The 16,478-nt window shown below is 45.0% G+C and carries 13 protein-coding genes and 1 tRNA gene; 7 read left to right on the plus strand and 7 right to left on the minus strand.

Annotated elements, in window-relative coordinates:
• Window positions 1-754: S46 family peptidase (locus FVR03_RS21090; RefSeq protein WP_255474337.1), on the minus strand; the 754-nt coding region annotated here is incomplete at its 3' end.
• Between the two features lie 221 nt (window positions 755-975).
• Between FVR03_RS21090 and yidD the strand changes: the two genes are divergently transcribed.
• From yidD to FVR03_RS25250, 5 genes are all read left to right on the plus strand, one after another.
• Window positions 976-1,197: a membrane protein insertion efficiency factor YidD gene (yidD, locus tag FVR03_RS21095; RefSeq protein WP_147923759.1), complete on the plus strand. Its 222-nt coding sequence runs from the start codon at window positions 976-978 to the stop codon at window positions 1,195-1,197.
• Window positions 1,198-1,442: 245 nt separating this feature from the next.
• The gene (locus tag FVR03_RS21100) at window positions 1,443-2,642 is read left to right on the plus strand and encodes an MFS transporter (RefSeq protein WP_255474338.1); all 1,200 of its coding nucleotides are present in this window, start codon (window positions 1,443-1,445) and stop codon (window positions 2,640-2,642) included.
• An 814-nt stretch (window positions 2,643-3,456) separates the two neighbouring features.
• Window positions 3,457-4,290, plus strand: a complete 834-nt coding sequence (gene epsC / locus FVR03_RS21105; protein ID WP_147923760.1) for a serine O-acetyltransferase EpsC — start codon at window positions 3,457-3,459, stop codon at window positions 4,288-4,290.
• A 10-nt stretch (window positions 4,291-4,300) separates the two neighbouring features.
• Window positions 4,301-5,218 (plus strand): cysteine synthase A, encoded by a 918-nt coding sequence (cysK, locus tag FVR03_RS21110; RefSeq protein WP_147923761.1) that lies wholly within the window; start codon window positions 4,301-4,303, stop codon window positions 5,216-5,218.
• Window positions 5,219-5,788: 570 nt separating this feature from the next.
• Entirely contained in the window at window positions 5,789-5,914 is a 126-nt protein-coding gene (locus FVR03_RS25250; protein ID WP_369410472.1) for an Arm DNA-binding domain-containing protein, read from the plus strand.
• 135 nt (window positions 5,915-6,049) lie between these two features.
• Here the strand turns inward: FVR03_RS25250 and FVR03_RS21120 are convergent, their stop codons facing one another.
• The 6 genes from FVR03_RS21120 to FVR03_RS21145 all read right to left on the minus strand — a co-directional run bounded on the left by FVR03_RS21120 (window position 6,050) and on the right by FVR03_RS21145 (window position 12,983).
• Window positions 6,050-6,529, minus strand: a complete 480-nt coding sequence (locus FVR03_RS21120) for a hypothetical protein (protein ID WP_147923762.1) — start codon at window positions 6,527-6,529, stop codon at window positions 6,050-6,052.
• Between the two features lie 147 nt (window positions 6,530-6,676).
• Window positions 6,677-6,750 (minus strand) — tRNA-Ala (locus FVR03_RS21125).
• A 121-nt stretch (window positions 6,751-6,871) separates the two neighbouring features.
• Complete coding sequence (locus FVR03_RS21130; RefSeq protein WP_147923763.1) at window positions 6,872-10,111, minus strand: TonB-dependent receptor; 3,240 nt, start codon at window positions 10,109-10,111, stop codon at window positions 6,872-6,874.
• A 149-nt stretch (window positions 10,112-10,260) separates the two neighbouring features.
• Window positions 10,261-10,893 (minus strand): C40 family peptidase, encoded by a 633-nt coding sequence (locus FVR03_RS21135; RefSeq protein WP_255474339.1) that lies wholly within the window; start codon window positions 10,891-10,893, stop codon window positions 10,261-10,263.
• Window positions 10,894-11,885: 992 nt separating this feature from the next.
• Complete coding sequence (locus FVR03_RS21140) at window positions 11,886-12,116, minus strand: hypothetical protein (protein ID WP_147923764.1); 231 nt, start codon at window positions 12,114-12,116, stop codon at window positions 11,886-11,888.
• Between the two features lie 30 nt (window positions 12,117-12,146).
• Window positions 12,147-12,983 (minus strand): alpha/beta fold hydrolase, encoded by an 837-nt coding sequence (locus FVR03_RS21145; RefSeq protein ID WP_147923765.1) that lies wholly within the window; start codon window positions 12,981-12,983, stop codon window positions 12,147-12,149.
• A gap of 150 nt (window positions 12,984-13,133) precedes the next feature.
• Between FVR03_RS21145 and asnB the strand changes: the two genes are divergently transcribed.
• Complete coding sequence (gene asnB / locus FVR03_RS21150; protein WP_147923766.1) at window positions 13,134-15,053, plus strand: asparagine synthase (glutamine-hydrolyzing); 1,920 nt, start codon at window positions 13,134-13,136, stop codon at window positions 15,051-15,053.
• Between the two features lie 612 nt (window positions 15,054-15,665).
• On the plus strand, window positions 15,666-16,478 hold an 813-nt coding region (locus tag FVR03_RS21155), incomplete at its 3' end, for a UDP-glucose dehydrogenase family protein (RefSeq protein WP_147923767.1).

Consider the following 16,478-nt stretch of genomic DNA (forward strand, 5'->3'; position numbering starts at 1 on the left):
AATGTTTTGGCTTATAAGGCACATTGTTCTGGCTGTAAGTGGCCGGCTTGCCGTCGGGAGCCATATATACACGGAACATGGCAAAGTCGCCGGTGTGGCGGGGCCACATCCAGTTATCGGTGTCGCCGCCGTATTTGCCTACAGAAGAAGGGGGAGCACCCACCAGACGAACATCTGTGAAGCGCTCATACACAAACATGTAATATTCGTTTCCGTTAAAAAAGTCACGCACATAGCTCACGTACTGCCCGTTGCTGCTGGCTTCTTTGGCAATGGCTTGCACACGCTGCCCTACCTTCTGGGCACGCTCCTGCTCAGAGGTGTTGTTGTTGATGCCTTCCAGCACCTGTGCTGTCACGTCTTCCATGCGCACCAGAATGTCTACGAACAAGCTGGGGTTCGACAGTTCCTGCTCTTTCGACTTGGCCCAGAAACCATCGGTCAGGTAGTCGTTTTCGGTACTGGAGTGCGACTGTATGGCGCTGTAGCCGCAGTGGTGGTTGGTCAGGAGCAAGCCTTCCGCAGAAACGAACTCGCCGGTACAGAAACCGCCGAACTGCACGATCGCATCTTTCAGGCTGGAGTTGTTAACGCTGTAGATCTCTTCGGCCGTTAGTTGCAGGCCCTGCTTTTGCATATCGGTGTGGTTTAGCCGCTTTATGAGCAGCGGGAGCCACATGCCCTCATCTGCCTTAGCCCCGAAAGGCAGGCTCAGCGAGACCAGAATCAGGAGTGAAAGGATTTTTTTGAACATATTATTTCTTACGATGTAGTTTGTACAGGCAAAAATAACAAAAACTGTGCATTAATGGTTAGTTGGAAAGGAAGGAGTAGGAGGGGTTTTAAGTTTCAGCCCATTCATACCGCTAGTCAGGAGGCGAATCGCCAGATTATTCAAATGAAAATGGCCTTCCAACGCCTTTTTTGTAATTTAGTGGTTTAGGGTGCTGGCAGTACATTAAAGCTAATTTGTTTATGACCTGGCTTATACAAAAACTATTTCTTGGAATTATCTGGGTATACCAGCACCTGATTTCGCCTATTACGCCAGCGAGTTGCCGCTACACGCCCACTTGTTCTACTTACGCCGTGCAGGCCATTAAAAAGTATGGTCCCTTTAAAGGCGGTTGGATGGGGCTAAAACGTATTGGCCGATGCCATCCCTGGGGCGGCAGTGGCTATGACCCGGTGCCCTGATGCTCCATGAAATAGTTAGTACAGGATGTAAGAGCCGATATTTTCTGGCACATGCGCTTTCGGTAATAACGCATACTTTTTGATTTAATATCTTAGTGAAGCAAGTAAAGGGAAGCTTCTATTCCGAGGATTTTATTAGCACATCAGCGCATTAATCCATCAGCAGATTATTCAATTATTCTAATCAAAACAGCCTTCCAAAGATTTTTGATTGAATAATAGTCAAGGGTTGCAATTCTGTGAAAATGGCTACATTTGCGGGCATTATGGAGCAGATAGCAGAAAAGACTTTGCGGGTGTACGGCTTACAATTCGGGTTGCTCTGCTTAAGTTCTTTCCTGTTTTTTGCCAGCTTTAACATGATTATACCGGAGCTGCCTAACTACCTGAGCAGCCTTGGCGGAGAAGCATATAAAGGGTTAATTATTGCGCTGTTCACGCTTACAGCAGGCTTGTCGAGGCCATTTAGCGGTAAACTGGCTGATAAAGTTGGGCGCATTCCGGTGATGGTGGCAGGAGGAGTGGTATGCCTGGCCTGTGGTTTTTTGTACCCACTAACTGGTTCTGTGGCGGCTTTTCTGTTGCTGCGTTTTGTGCACGGTTTTTCTACGGGGTTTACGCCAACTGGCATTGCAGCCTATGTAGCCGATATTACTCCGGTGAACAGGCGCGGGGAGGCAACGGGTATGCTGGGGCTGGCAGGTAGCCTGGGTATGGCAGCCGGACCAGCTATAGGAGGAGCTATTGCCAATTTCTACTCACTCGATGTGATGTTTTATGCCTCTTCTGCCATGGCTTTTCTGGCAGTGGCTGTTGTAGGCCGCATGCCCGAAACCTTGCCTGCACCGCAGCAATTTAAGCTGAGGCTGCTGAAAATAGGTAGAAACGAGGTGCTGGAGCCGCGTGTGCTAAGTCCGTCGGTGGTGATGTTCTTCACTATTTTCTCGTTTGGAATTATTCTTACTGTCGTGCCCGATTTTAGTGAGCACCTGGGCATACAGAACAAAGGCCTTTTTTTTACAAGTTTCACGCTCTCTTCGTTGGCCGTACGATTTCTGGCAGGAAAAATTTCAGATAAATACGGGCGGGTTACCATTTTAAAAGTAAGCGCTGCTGTGCTTGTGCTGGCCCTGGTATGGCTGGGGCTTGCTACATCTATGTTCGATTTACTTACGGCAGCGGCCATTTTTGGCATCGCCTCCGGCATGAATTCTCCCACCGTTTTTGCGTGGACCATAGACCTGAGCCACGAAGCCCACAGGGGTAGGGCCATGGCAACCATGTACATCGCCATGGAGGCAGGTATTGGCATAGGTGCCCTTACGTCCGGCTGGATCTATAATAACCAGGCTTCTAATTTCCCGGCCGTGTTTTTTTCAGGTGCAGCAGCTGCGGGCCTGGCTTTTTTTTACCTGATGCTTTTTGCAAAAGAAGCTAAGGCTTAACAGGTTGTAGCCTTTGGCCTTTATTTGCTTCCCTGCATAGCAAAATTTTTTTCTGGTTACCTACATCTGCATTTGCTTTGTTTCCGTAAGTGAGCCGGGTTGTGGCTTTTTCTGTTGTTTTAGCACCGCTGGTGGTGCAGAACAAGGGCGGCTTGGTAAAATCTTTATATTCAACAAAAGCGAAATGCTTAATTTAGAAATGGTACCACACGTTTTTTCAGGGTTATTGCTATTTGCCTGCAATTCGCCTAATCGGTAGCATAAGCCACATAAAACTTTGAGCTTTAAATTTTAACGTAAAATTAATGAATATCTAAAACCTTTAATCTGTCTGTTACGAATACACATGGAGCGGCCAAACTGAACACCGGAAACCTGAAAAGAAGTAGTACCTGTGAGAGGTGTTCTGGAGTGTGAACAACAGCAAAAGGCGAAGCTATTAGCATTTAAGCTGACTGCCGCGAGTAACTAAATCATTTAATAAACATCTAACTATAAGCGTACCATGTATCCTAAAGTATTTATGTTTTTCAGATCATTATTATGTTTTATCAGCCAGGATGAAGCGTAGCACTATATAAATAGCTCTTAACTATTGCAGCACACGCCTCATAGCCTTTTTGTTATGAGGCGTATTTCGTTTATAATAGCCTAATGTACGTTCGTTCAGCATGCTGTTCGTCAGCTAAGGTAGTGCAGCAGGGGCACCCGGTTTGTTATTGCCTGGTTTTATAGGAGAACTTCGTTAGGAGTTCTCTTTTTTGTATCTTACCGACTGAAATTGAGGCTGGCAGGCGCTGGCAAAGTAACTTATATGAATACTGCTTTTCTTGATTATTTATACCACGAGCATCAGAAGGCGCAACACCAGGTGTCTGATACAGCTATTTGCCAGCTGATAGAGGGAGTGGTGCAACTGCTTTTTCCGTCGTTATCGGAGCGCCAGTTCAATAGCCCGGAGGAGCTGAAGGCCTATGCCAAGAGTTTAAAAAAGGAGCTGCACCGGCTGCTCTCGGGTATGCAACCTGATCTGCCGGCACCTGCCAAAGTGTTAACAAATGCCCTTATGGAGCGTTTGCCACAGATACACCAGCTCATGCTGCAGGATGCCTCTGCTATTCTGGATGGCGACCCTGCAGCCCGCAACTTAAACGAAGTGATCAGGACGTACCCTGGCTTTAGGGCGGTGGTGTTTTACCGCCTTGCACACGTGCTCTACCGTCTCCAGATACCATTGCTGCCACGGGTGCTGTCGGAGTACGCGCATGCCAAAACCGGCATAGATGTGCACCCGGGCGCCAACATCGGCTCTCACTTTTGCATAGACCATGGCACCGGTGTCGTAATAGGCGAAACAGCCATTATCGGAAACAACGTTAAAATTTACCAGGGTGTAACCTTAGGAGCCATGAGTGTAGACAAAGCCATGGCTTTTACAAAGCGGCACCCAACCATAGAGCATAATGTAGTTATTTATGCCGGCGCTACTATTTTAGGAGGCAACACCGTAATAGGGGCAAACAGTATTATAGGCGGTAACGTATGGCTAACAGAGAGTGTGCCACCGTACTCGCGGGTTTACCATAATCCACAGATTAAAGTCAGCCGTTCAGCTGGCCCTGCAGAAGTAATAAATTATTCAATTTAACTACATACACATGAAAGCTACGAGCATTCTGGGAACCATAGGCAATACGCCTGTTGTACGAATTAATAAGCTATATAAGAAGGATGTAGAGGTATGGGTGAAGATGGAGCGGAGCAACCCCGGCGGTAGTATTAAAGACCGGATAGCGCTTGCGATGATAGAAGATGCCGAACAGAGAGGCTTGCTACACCAAGGCAGTATTATTGTAGAGCCTACATCGGGCAATACAGGAGTAGGTCTGGCTATGGTTGCCGCCGTAAAGGGGTATGAACTTATATTAGTTATGCCGGAATCTATGTCGATTGAGCGTAGACGGCAAATGGCTGCTTATGGCGCCAAAATGGAGCTCACGCCTCGCGAAAAAGGCATGAAAGGTGCCATAGAACGAGCCCGAGAGCTGGCCGCTGAAAACGAAAATGCCTGGATGCCGATGCAGTTCGATAATGAGGCCAACACGAAGATTCACTACGAAACCACAGCGCAGGAAATTCTGGCCGATTTTCCGGAAGGCTTTGATTACATGATTACGGGTGTAGGTACTGGCGGCCACATAACTGGCGTTGCCAAGGTGCTGAAAGCGAAGTTCCCGAACCTGAAGGTGTATGCAGTTGAGCCTGCTGCCTCACCGGTCCTGAGCGGCGGACAACCTGGCCCACATCCGATTCAAGGGATAGGAGCTGGCTTTATTCCCTCTATTCTGGATACCTCTATACTCGATGGCATTATACAGGTGAAGCCGGAGGAGGCATTTGACTACACACGCCGGGCTGCTGCCGAAGAAGGCATCTTTATGGGCATTTCGTCTGGGTCGTCGTTGGCTGCCGTGGCCCAGAAGGTAGAAAGCGAAGTTCCGGCCGGCTCCCGCATCCTTACCTTCTGCTACGATACCGGTGAGCGTTACCTGTCGGTGGAAGGTTTGTTTGTGTAAACAGCAGAGCACTATTTCTTAAAAGCCAGAATTATACCTCCTGTAGCTGTGCCTAACCGCAGCTACAGGAGGTATTTTTTGCTATTCTGTGCTGGAGACCCTTGAGTCTTTTTAAGTGAAAATGCTTTTGAAGGGTATTTTCGTTTAAATAATTTAAGCCGTATTAGCCATATGGTTTTCTCATCAGATTGGCAAAGGTTGTAAGATTGCAGAAGTCTAGACCCTGGTTTGTATCAGAAAACCTGCTTGTGCCGGATAGGTAGGGTGGCATAAAAAAGGCTCACATTTCTGTGAGCCTGGTGTGGAGCATATCGGAGTCGAACCGATAACCTCTTGCATGCCATGCAGGACTATAGCTTTTTCAGCAGTTTATACATGATTTCAAAAGTGCTTAATATGTGCATTACGTGTATGTTTTAGCTGTTTTTATCTTGCATTAGATTTCTTTAATTTTCATGAATTCGCTATATTTGTATGTACTTTGTATGTTATATTTTTAAAGTACATACTTTTAGCAGCTGCAGCATGTTTGAATATAGCCTTAAATAGGGAGTTAAAATAGTTGCTCTTCTGGATACCAGGAAGCCTAACAAAAACGGGACTTATCCTATCAGGGTACGAGTTACGCACAAGCGAGTGCAAAAATATTATTCAACTGATACCGCACTTACCGTACCGGACTGGGAGCGCCTATAGCCTTCCGCATTCCCGCTTCTATGTTAGCTGCGGCCCTCTCCCTAGCAGGGTCGTCTGTGGCTACCCTGGCTATTTTGTCAATGGCTGTAGGTAGAAGTCCCACTATCAGAGGTGCTACTGCTACCTTGTCGTACATTACTCTACCCTTCTATAAATCTGGTTCCAAACTGATTTAGCTGCCACCTCGGTCCTTGAATTGAGAAAGTATTCTGCATTAGAAGCTTCTTGCCTCCAAACCATTTCCTTTGAGTCCATATATGTTATTTCATTAATATTTTCATTTGGCCCATCACCTAGCCTTATTAGCACCTTGCCGTCTTCTGTATAAATAGTGTATGGCAGTTCGTCTCTAATAAATGCTCCTTCTATCCAAAAAGAATTGCTTCTTGTTGTACTAGTAAATGTATAAGGGTGGTATCCTGTGCCACGGCTTGCTGCATGAAGCAAGCCTCCAGAGTTATCATAATAAAGGGTTGTATTGCCTTGAATTGCCCAGGTTCCTATAATTTGTTCCTTCGCTTTTTTTTCGTTGATTTTTTGATCTGGCTCGACTTCATCTTTATCTGTTGAACAGGAAAATAAAACAAACAGAAGGAATAAAAAATTTAATTTCATGATGTGCTGTTTAAGAATTTAAGGAATGTTTTTTTATTGTTTACTCATGATACTCTGTTACAAGATTAAACCTGCTTGTATGTACTTTGTATGTACCAACAAAAAAGCACTTACCGGTTTTATCCTGTAAGTGCTTGATTATCAAAGTGGAGAATATCGGAGTCGAACCGATGACCTCTTGCATGCCATGCAAGCGCTCTAGCCAGCTGAGCTAATCCCCCTTGTTTGTGATGCAAAAATAGAACAAATTTTCTGATTCCAAAATAGCTACCTTAAATTTCTGAAAATAAAAAAGGCGGGAAATGTTCCCCGCCTTTTTTATTTTCAGTTTATCTACGCTTCTTAGTTGAATATATAACGTAAGCCTATCTGACCTACCCACCTAGAACCACCTATTGGTGCATCAGAAATTGTGTAAGGTAAATCTGTGCCTCTGCGAGCAAATTTATAAACAGGTGTATTGCCTTCGAAACGATCAAGATCCAAAATTTGGAATGTATTATCGAAGTAAGATGAGCCATAACCATAACGTTCACCCCAATTTTTATTGATCAGGTTGCCTACATTCAGGATGTCTATAGTAAACTGAAGCGTATTACGCTTACCAGCTATATCTGTAAAAATGTCCTGAGAAAGTTTAACGTCGAATTGATGGGTAAATGGAGTTCTAACCCCATTCCTCTCTGCATATTGACCTCTTCTGTCTGCCAAGTATTCGTTGTTCTCAATGAAGGTGTTGAATGCAGCCCATTGTGCAGCTTGCTCAGCATCAGTTCCTGCAAATCTAATTTCACTAGCATCTCTAGGAATATAAATCAAGCTTACATAATCGCTAGTAGAGGTACTGAAAGTAGATCTATTAAGATCTCCTCTTACAGTATAAGAGAAAGGTGTTCCAGACTGGCCTGTGTAGAATAAAGAAACGGCAGTTGCTAATTTTGAAAGATATTCTTTTCTATAAGATACAGCACCTACTATTCTGCTACCTACATTAAACGGGGAGTTACCAACTGTAAGGTTATTAGAACCATTAACTGATGCTACTCTGTAATAGTTAGATTGGTTTTGCGATGAAGTACCTGGGTTTAAATCTTTAGATTCTGTGTAAGAATAAGCTAATGAACCATAGAAGCCATTCTCAAAGGATTTCTGAAGTTGAGCTGTTGCAGTCCAGGAGTAGCCTTTATTTACGTTCTCAATATATACAACTTCGGTGTAATTAGGAAGAACTCTTGTATTAGTAGCTGGATAAAGAGTTCTGTTATCAGCTCCTTCCATATTGCCTGAAGGCTCAACCAAGTTGATATTTCTGAAATTAAATGAATTCAGGTTTTTAGAATACAAGAATTCTGCAGTACCTATTACTCCTAGTGGTAGTTGCTGATCAATAGCAATGTTAGTTCTGAAGATTTGTGGAACTTTAAAATCACTAGCTAAAACAGTAATATTACCACCTGGTTGAGAAACTGTTGTTCTTTTCGTCTGGTTAAACGGATCTGGATTAAAAGCTATAGCAGGAGCTGCATTATTTGCAGTAGAAAGTCTGTTCTGATCAAGCAACACACCTGACTGTGTGAACGCACCGCCAGCCCATACAAATGGAAATCTTGATGTGAAAATACCAGTACCACCTCTTACTTGTGTAGTACGATCACCTTTTACATCCCAGTTAAATCCAAGACGAGGAGACCACATAAATGCTGGTTTAGGCATTCTATTAGTTCTAACATCATAACGCTGTGCCAGTACCGAATTATTGAAGTCTTCGTTTTCCATTGGCTCATCGAGGTAGATTGGAACGTCTAAACGAAGACCTGCAGTTAAATTCAGGTTGTCAGTTACCTGGAACTCGTCCTGACCATAGAAGCCAAGTTGCATTGCTTTAAATTTAGCTCCTTCTCTAGGGTCAGATGTTCTGCTATACTGGTAAGTATAACCGCTAGCTATTCCTCTTTCAAAGTTTTCAATGGCAGTATAAGGTAAATTTGTAGCTGGATTTAAATTAGTTGCAGGAGAATTAGTAAATCTGTAATCACCATAAGCATTGCCTATGAATGCATTATACATATCATACAACTCATTGTGAGTACCAACGGTAATGGTATGTTTACCCTTAAAGATTGTCACGTTATCGGTAAGTGTAAAGATATTCTGGTCAAGCTGGTTTACTGTTGAAAAAGCTTCTGTACCTAATGAAATGCTTCTTGAACCGCCTAAGTCAATAAATACTCTTGGGAAAGGTGCTCCTGGTGCTGTTCGTGGTTCTCTTACTCTTGTATAACCAGCAACAAAGTTGTTAGAAATACTGTTCGAGAAACGGCTGTTAAGTTCTATTACAGCTGAATTGGTTGTACTCTCCCTAAGGATGCCTCCATTAGAGAAAGTAAGAGCGCGTGGAGTTCTGCTAATTTGTACTGTTTCACCAAAAGTGTAGCTATAGCGAGCAGTAAGTTTGTGTTTTTCAGATAGATTCCAATCTAAACGACCAAATAACTTTTCAGATGCTGAAGTTTCGTTCTGCTCGCCAAATGAGCCTGGGTCATAACCTAAAGCTAATGCTCTAGCTGCAACGCGTTGTGCTTCTTCAAGTGTAATTTCAGAGCTTGGTTCACCAGGAGCAAAGCTACGAGGGGTAGTGCTTGAAGTCTTCTCAGCATTTAAGAAAAAGAATAATTTGTCTTTTATGATTGGACCACCGATACGGAAGCCGTATTGCTTTTCAGAAAAGTCAGCAAAACGTGTTCCTGATTGCCCTTCACCGAGTAAGCCTCCTGGAGTTTTGCCTGCTAAATTTTGATTACGTGTGAAGTAATAAGCTGAACCAGAAAAGTCGTTAGTGCCTGATCTTGTTACTGCTGAGATACCACCACCTGCAAAGCCACCTAATCGAACGTCAAAAGGAGCTATCTGAACATTGAACTGCTCGATAGCGTCTAATGAAATTGGGGAGGTGCCTGTGCTGCCACCGTTCGTGCCTGTACCCGAAAGACCGAATACATCATTGCTTACAGCACCATCAATAGTTAACTGGTTAAATCTGTTGTTGATACCTGCAATTGAGATTGAAGTACCTTTAATATCAGCCTGTGGAGTCAAACGAACGAAATCGTTAATTTGACGAGAAACTGTAGGTAAAGTCGCGATTTGCTCAGATCTAATTGTAGTAGCGGCACCTGTTCTGTTACCATTTATAATGTTATCTCGGTCGCTTACTACTTCTACCTGATTAAGAGATAAACTGCTTGGGTTCAGCGTGAGATTTAGATTGAGTGTCTGGCCCAGTGTTAAAGAAATATTTTCAGTAACTCTATCTTGAAATCCAACAAAGGAAACAGTGATAGTGTAAGGACCTCCAACACGCATGTTCTGAATATTAAACCGACCTTGGGTGTTAGTTGGGGAGGCATACTGGGTATTAGTTGGTGTGTGGATTGCAACAACAGTTGCACCTGGAAGTTCTTCACCGTTGTTATCTCGTACAACGCCGCTCAATGAAGCTGTTGTGCTTCCCTGTCCCCAACTGAGCTGAATAGGTAAAATTAATGCCAATGCTAAGGCAATCCTTAGATAAATGTTCTTCATAAAGAGGTTTTTTTTACAAAGTTAGTAAGTGTTCGATTGTGTAATGTAAAGTTAGTGTTAAGAGTTGATGGTTGCGGTTACGACGGGGGAGGCTTACATCATAGGCAGAATCGGGTTAGCTCTGTTCAAAAAGATGGTTTAATACTAAACTAAAGAGGCGGTCTAACCGCCTTAATAAATATTTTCTGATAATGATCTGAGAAAAAGTTGTTTTCGATAACGCCGAGGCTGGTAGAGGCATGAATAAACCGTATTTCCTGGCTGCTGATAACTTCTGTTACCATACCCACATGGGTTACTTCGCGGCTGTTTTTAGAGGCTCCAAAAAATACAAGATCGCCTTCCTTCAATTCTTTCACTCGAACTGTTTTGCCAAATCGGCTTTGTTCTTCGGAGGTGCGGGGAAGTTTAACATCGATACTCTCGAAAGAGGTGCATAACAGGCCGGAACAGTCCATGCCTACGCGGGAGGTGCCGCCCCAACGGTAGGGGGTGCCGGTGTAGGAGCGGGCAGTCTGTATAACAGTGGCAATGTTCTGGTCTACGTCCCGTTTTGGAATACGGGTGCGACTGGTGCGATCTTTAGAGCCGGAAGAGGGTGCCTGCTTAGTCCGGCCGGCATAGTTGCCAGACTTTTTGGCATGCCTTTTCTCCTGGGCAATTTGCCGGGCCGATTTATAATTTTCACCTCGTTTGCTGAAGACTGGCCCCGATGACTGGCAGGCTGCCACTAAAATCAGGAAAAACAATAAGATACCAGAAGTTGTGAAAAATTTTCTCAAAGCGTCCATCCAACAAGAATTGATACAAAATTATAAAAAGAAGTATAAATTTAGAGAATACTGCCCATTAAAAAAATGAAATATTTTTCAATGCCTTCTCTATTTACCTCAGGAGCTGGTGTAAAGCCGTTTTTTACCCTGAAAAAATTATTATAAATCGTGCTTGCCACTCGGTTTTAGGTATAAAAGTGCACGATTCTACAGCTATTACAGCTAGCATGGTATGTGTGTAACGCTGTTGGCTTGGGAGGTATTGCCTCCTCTGCAGAAGTAGCTTCAGGTGGTTTTCAGATAAGGCAGGAACCTGTGCGGCGTGCAGGTTTTACCACTCCGTTACCAAACTGCCAATAGCCGGGTTAAATAAGCGTAAAGAAGGAAAAATGATTGTTAGTTAGCTTTTTTGGGGGTTTTCTTCTATCAGATTATCTTAGAGGGAAGGTGGTGAGGTGTTGGAACTGGTATCCTACTTATGTAGGTGCAGCACGTGATAAAGAACCTGATAAGCAGGAGGTGTTTCAGAGTTTAGTCAGAATTATTTAAATGATTTCGGCCTTCCAAAGGCTTTAGCGCTATGTAAGCACCAAGGGTCATGTGGCTTCAGGTAAAGAAGAGGGGTAAGACTATAGCAAAGACTCTATATACGCCTGTTTATATACCTGTTTTCCGTAGTTCTACAAACCGTTTTAAGTTTAGGTATATTAGAATATTTAAAATTTTCTAATGAAAATGGCCTTCAAAAGTAAAAGTTGTTTTTTAGCTCCAAGGGTTATAAAGCAAGAACCGTGCAACTGGTGTGGTGCACGGTTCTTGCTTTAACAATAGATCTGATAAGGAAGGTTACTTTATTGGCGAAATTAATGTACTGCATAGGTTGCCTCAGGCATTACCTGTTCCAATAAGTTGCTTTAAACTAATGCCGATTTTCACCAAAAACCAGCGGCAGCGTTTGCTAATTTTTATTTTAGTTACAAAGCTGTCAGAACAGCTACGGGTTATATACCTGATAATCTGTTTTTCTGAAGTAGTTCGCTGTCCATACCTCTCAGGTTCTGCCATGCCTGCATCAGGTTCACGTGCGATTCGTTTACAGGTGCTTTGGCGTCATACCGATGGTTCTGATCGAGGTTTGCCATATTAATCAGGTGCTCCTGTTGCTGTGTTTCCTGGGCGGTACTGAGGTTTGCCCTTAAAACGGCTTCTTCCAGTGTTTTATCTTTGTTCATAATTTTTGTCTGATTAAGTTATACAGTATGCTAGGCGGACAAAGATATTGTTTCACGCTTTTTATGCTCTTCCACCATAAAATTTTTCAGGTAGCCAGCAATGTCATCCATGTTGCCTCCCTCTAATGAATACGTACTGTTCTCAAGATGGATTACATAACACTCATGAAAAAATTGTTTCCACTTCTGCAGCGATTTCATGGAAGTAAGTTTGTCGCACTCACCCCAAAGAAGCAGCGTGGTGATGTCTTGTATGGTATGGCGGTTTTTCCATTGCTCATTGTACCAGGCAGTTATATCGGCTAGCTCCTCGGCACCAGGTACTTGCCGCGCTCCCTGCTGGCTGGCCAGTTTTTTAGCCAGTGTAGGCCTGAAAGCATGCAAACGGGCGTATAACAGTTTGCCCAGGTGCAGGGTAGGACGGTTGCTGCTGCCTGCCTGCTGCCTGTTTCCAGAGAATGTGCAGCTTGAGGTGTTCAGCAATACAAGGTTCTTAACACGATCTGCCTGCTGAATGGCGTAGGCCAGGCCAGCGGGCGTACCAGCATTGTGCAGGAGCAGCGTCATGTGCTTCAGGTGCAGGCTCTGCAGGAGCTGTGTCAGCAGGTGGGTGTGGCTTTTGGGGTTGTAGGTCCAGTCTTCCTGCTGACCTGTTTGCGCCGAAACAAAGGAATCGATAACGATGCAGCGATACTGGCTGCTGAGTTTCTTAAGCAAAGGCCGGTAGAGCGAAGGCCAGGAGGGAGTGCCGTGCACAACAACCAGTGGTGCGCCCGCTCCTTCATCTATATACGTCAAGGTGCCGGTGGCAAGCTTCAGCGTGCCCATCCTGAAAGAAAGGTCGCTTAAATCCTTCTGTGATTTCATAAGCTAACAAATGTTATTCTAACTGATATACTTTATACCCGGTGCGAGGTTGTAGTTTTTCCGTGAAAAGAGCTACCTTCAGGCTCTAGAACGATATAAATGCGTTAAATGAGGAGTAAAAGCATGATTATAACAATTGGGTAACAGGTAATGTGCGGCATAGCAGGTGTTTTTGCATTTTCTGAGAAGGGCTTGGAGGCGCACCGCCAGCTGGCAGCTGCCTCTGCTGTGCTGGCACACCGTGGGCCAGATGCAGCCGGTCTGTTTGTAAAAGGCCGTGTTGGCCTTGCCAGCCGCAGATTGGCTATTATAGGAACCGGAAAAGAGTCTGACCAGCCCATGACCGATAGCACCGGCCGGTTCACCATTGTTTATAATGGAGAAGTATTCAATTACAAAGCCTTGCGCAAAGACCTGCAAGCTGCAGGAATCGACTTTAGAACCGACTCCGACACGGAGGTGGTGCTGCAGCTATTTAAAAAGGAAGGCACCGATTGCCTTAAAAGAATGCGGGGCTTTTTTTCTTTTGCCATTTATGATGCTGCCGAGGAGGTGCTCTTTCTTGCCCGCGACAGGTATGGCGAAAAACCTCTTTATTATTATAAGGATGCCGACAGGTTCTTGTTTGGCTCTGAGCTGGGTGCGCTCATAACCTTGGGTGTTCCACGTGAAGTTGACCTTACTTCGCTGTACCAATACCTGCAACTGACCTATGTACCAGCTCCGGCCTCTATGTTACAAGGCGTGAAAAAGCTACTGCCGGGCCATGCGCTGCAGGTACGAGCCGGAAGGGTGCAGGAGCAGGTGTGGTTCCGCTCGCCTTTAGGTGGCGACCTTACTACCCAAAAGTCCTTACCATACGCACAGCAGCAGGTAAAGCTGCAAAGGCTCCTGGAGCAAGCCGTGCAGCAGCGCATGACCGCCGATGTGCCGGTAGGAGCCTTCTTAAGCGGTGGCCTCGACTCTTCGGTGGTGGTGGCGCTGGCCGCAAAACTAAACCCGCAACTCCAGACCTTCTCGCTTGGTTTTACCGACAGTCCCTATTTCGACGAAACCCAATATGCAAGGCTGGTGGCCAAAAAACTCGCAACCAATCACACCGAAGTCCGTCTGAGCACGCAGCAACTGCAGGAGTACCTGTTGCCCATGCTTCGTTCCTTAAGCGAACCGTTTGCCGACTCCTCTGCACTGGCTGTTTATGCACTTAGCCAGGCGGCCAGCCAACAGGTAAAAGTGGTGCTCTCCGGCGATGGTGCCGACGAGCTATTTGGTGGCTACAACAAGCACCTGGCCGAGCACCGGGTACTAGAGGCAGGCCTTGGAGCAACAGCCGTAACAGCCCTCGATTTTCTGTGGAGCAGGCTGCCATCCTCCAGGAATTCTTTTATGGCGAATAAGGTCCGGCAGTTTCATCGGTTTGCTGCCGGAGCACGTCTTTCGGCGCAGGAGCGGTACTGGCTGTGGGCAACCTGGCAAACCGAAGCAGAAGCCTTGGCTTTGCTTTCTGAACGAAATAGACTAGAGGCATCGGGTAGGCTCTACAGAGCCCGCAAAGGCAGGCTCACGGCTTGCCTCGATAATGCTTCTCCTGACCTGAACAAAGTGCTCTGCGCCGATACGCACCTGGTGCTGGGCAACGACATGCTGGTGAAGATCGACCTGATGGGTATGGCCAACGGCATAGAAATAAGAAGCCCCTTTCTGGATCATAAGGTCGTGAAATTTGCAGGAGCATTGCCAGCTGCCTCTAAAGTGGCCGGTACGGTTCAGAAGAAAATACTGAGAGAAACTTTTCGGCAGCAGTTGCCGGAAGAATTGTTTAAGCGCCCAAAGAAAGGTTTCGAAGTGCCCCTGTCGGCGTTGTGGCAAGGCGACACCATGGCTTTGTTGCAAGAATTGGTGTCAGATGAGTTTATTGCCGACCAGGGTATTTTTGACCTGCACCAGCTACGGCAGCTTAAAAGGCAGGTAGCAACTGGTGGCAGCCACGCCGCCACTCGCTTTTGGGCAGTTGTCGTGTTTCAGTTTTGGTACCGGAAATGGATATTGAATGAACCAAGCCCATTGTGACCCTTGAGACCAAAACACTCAAAATAGCTTTTGGAGGGCGTTTTCATTTAAATAATTAAGCTTCCTGTTTACCTGTTGCCAAACCAGCCAAAACGACGACGACGCTTATTCCAAGTTGTGAATTCCAGATATCTTAAATCTACTATTCGATAACCTGACAAGCAACCAGCCGCAATTATTCAAATGAAAACGCCCTTCAGAAGCTATTCCTAAAGATTTCGGCCAAGGGCAAGGCTGTTTAGCGCTTGCTGCCATAATTTAAAATTTGGGAAAGCACATGTGCAACATGTTGTGCTGGAGTGGTTAAACTTCTCAGGCATTGGCGGTATTCTCAAAACTTCTTGCTATATTTCATATTAAGATAGTCGGTAATACCTCAGTTGTTTGACTTTTCTGAGGCTTCCGGAATAATATTTTGTTACTGAATTTAATATACTAAAAACTAACAAAACCGCTGTTTTAAGCTAAATTAAGTGCATTTCAGGTATTTTAGTTGTAAAAAATAGGCAGATAATAATAAATTTATATATAAAATGAATATTTTTTGTGCAAATTTTATGCAACAGATACTAAATAACTCTAAATTTGTAACTTCAACCTAATGACATTAATATGAAAATTGCTGTAGTTGGCACTGGCTATGTAGGCTTGGTTACCGGAACCTGCTTTGCAGAAGTAGGTATAGATGTAACCTGTATCGATATTGATACTACAAAAATCGAAAACTTACGGAAGGGAATACTTCCTATATATGAGCCTGGCTTAGAAGAAATGGTGTTGCGTAACGCGCAGAAAGAGCGCCTTTCTTTTTCTACTGACCTGGCAGCAAGTGTACAGGGCTGCGATGTAGCCTTTATTGCTGTAGGAACACCTCCGGGTGAAGACGGTAGTGCCGATTTGAAGTATGTGTTGGCCGTGGCGCGCAGCATTGGGCAGAACATAAACGATTATACAGTAGTTGTAACTAAAAGCACCGTGCCGGTAGGTACAGCCAACAAAGTGCGTCAGGCCATTGAGGAGGCGCTGGAGGCACGTGGCGTAAACATTCCTTTCGATGTTGCCTCTAACCCAGAGTTCCTGAAAGAAGGAGCCGCCATCGAGGACTTCCTGAAGCCGGACCGTATTGTAGTAGGTGTTTCTTCTGAAAGAGCAGAAGATGTGATGACCAAACTTTACAAGCCATTCCTGATGAATGGTCACCCGCTCATTTTTATGGATGTACCGTCTGCTGAAATGACAAAATATGCCGCTAATGCCATGCTGGCGACTAAAATCAGCTTCATGAACGACATCGCCAACCTATGCGAAATTATGGGTGCCGATGTGAACATGGTGCGTAAAGGTATTGGCAGCGATGCGCGTATCGGTAACAAATTTATTTACCCAGGCATAGGTTACGGAGGTTCCTGCTTCCCGAAAGATGTG

Source organism: Pontibacter qinzhouensis (assembly GCF_008017455.1).
GTDB lineage: Bacteria > Bacteroidota > Bacteroidia > Cytophagales > Hymenobacteraceae > Pontibacter > Pontibacter qinzhouensis.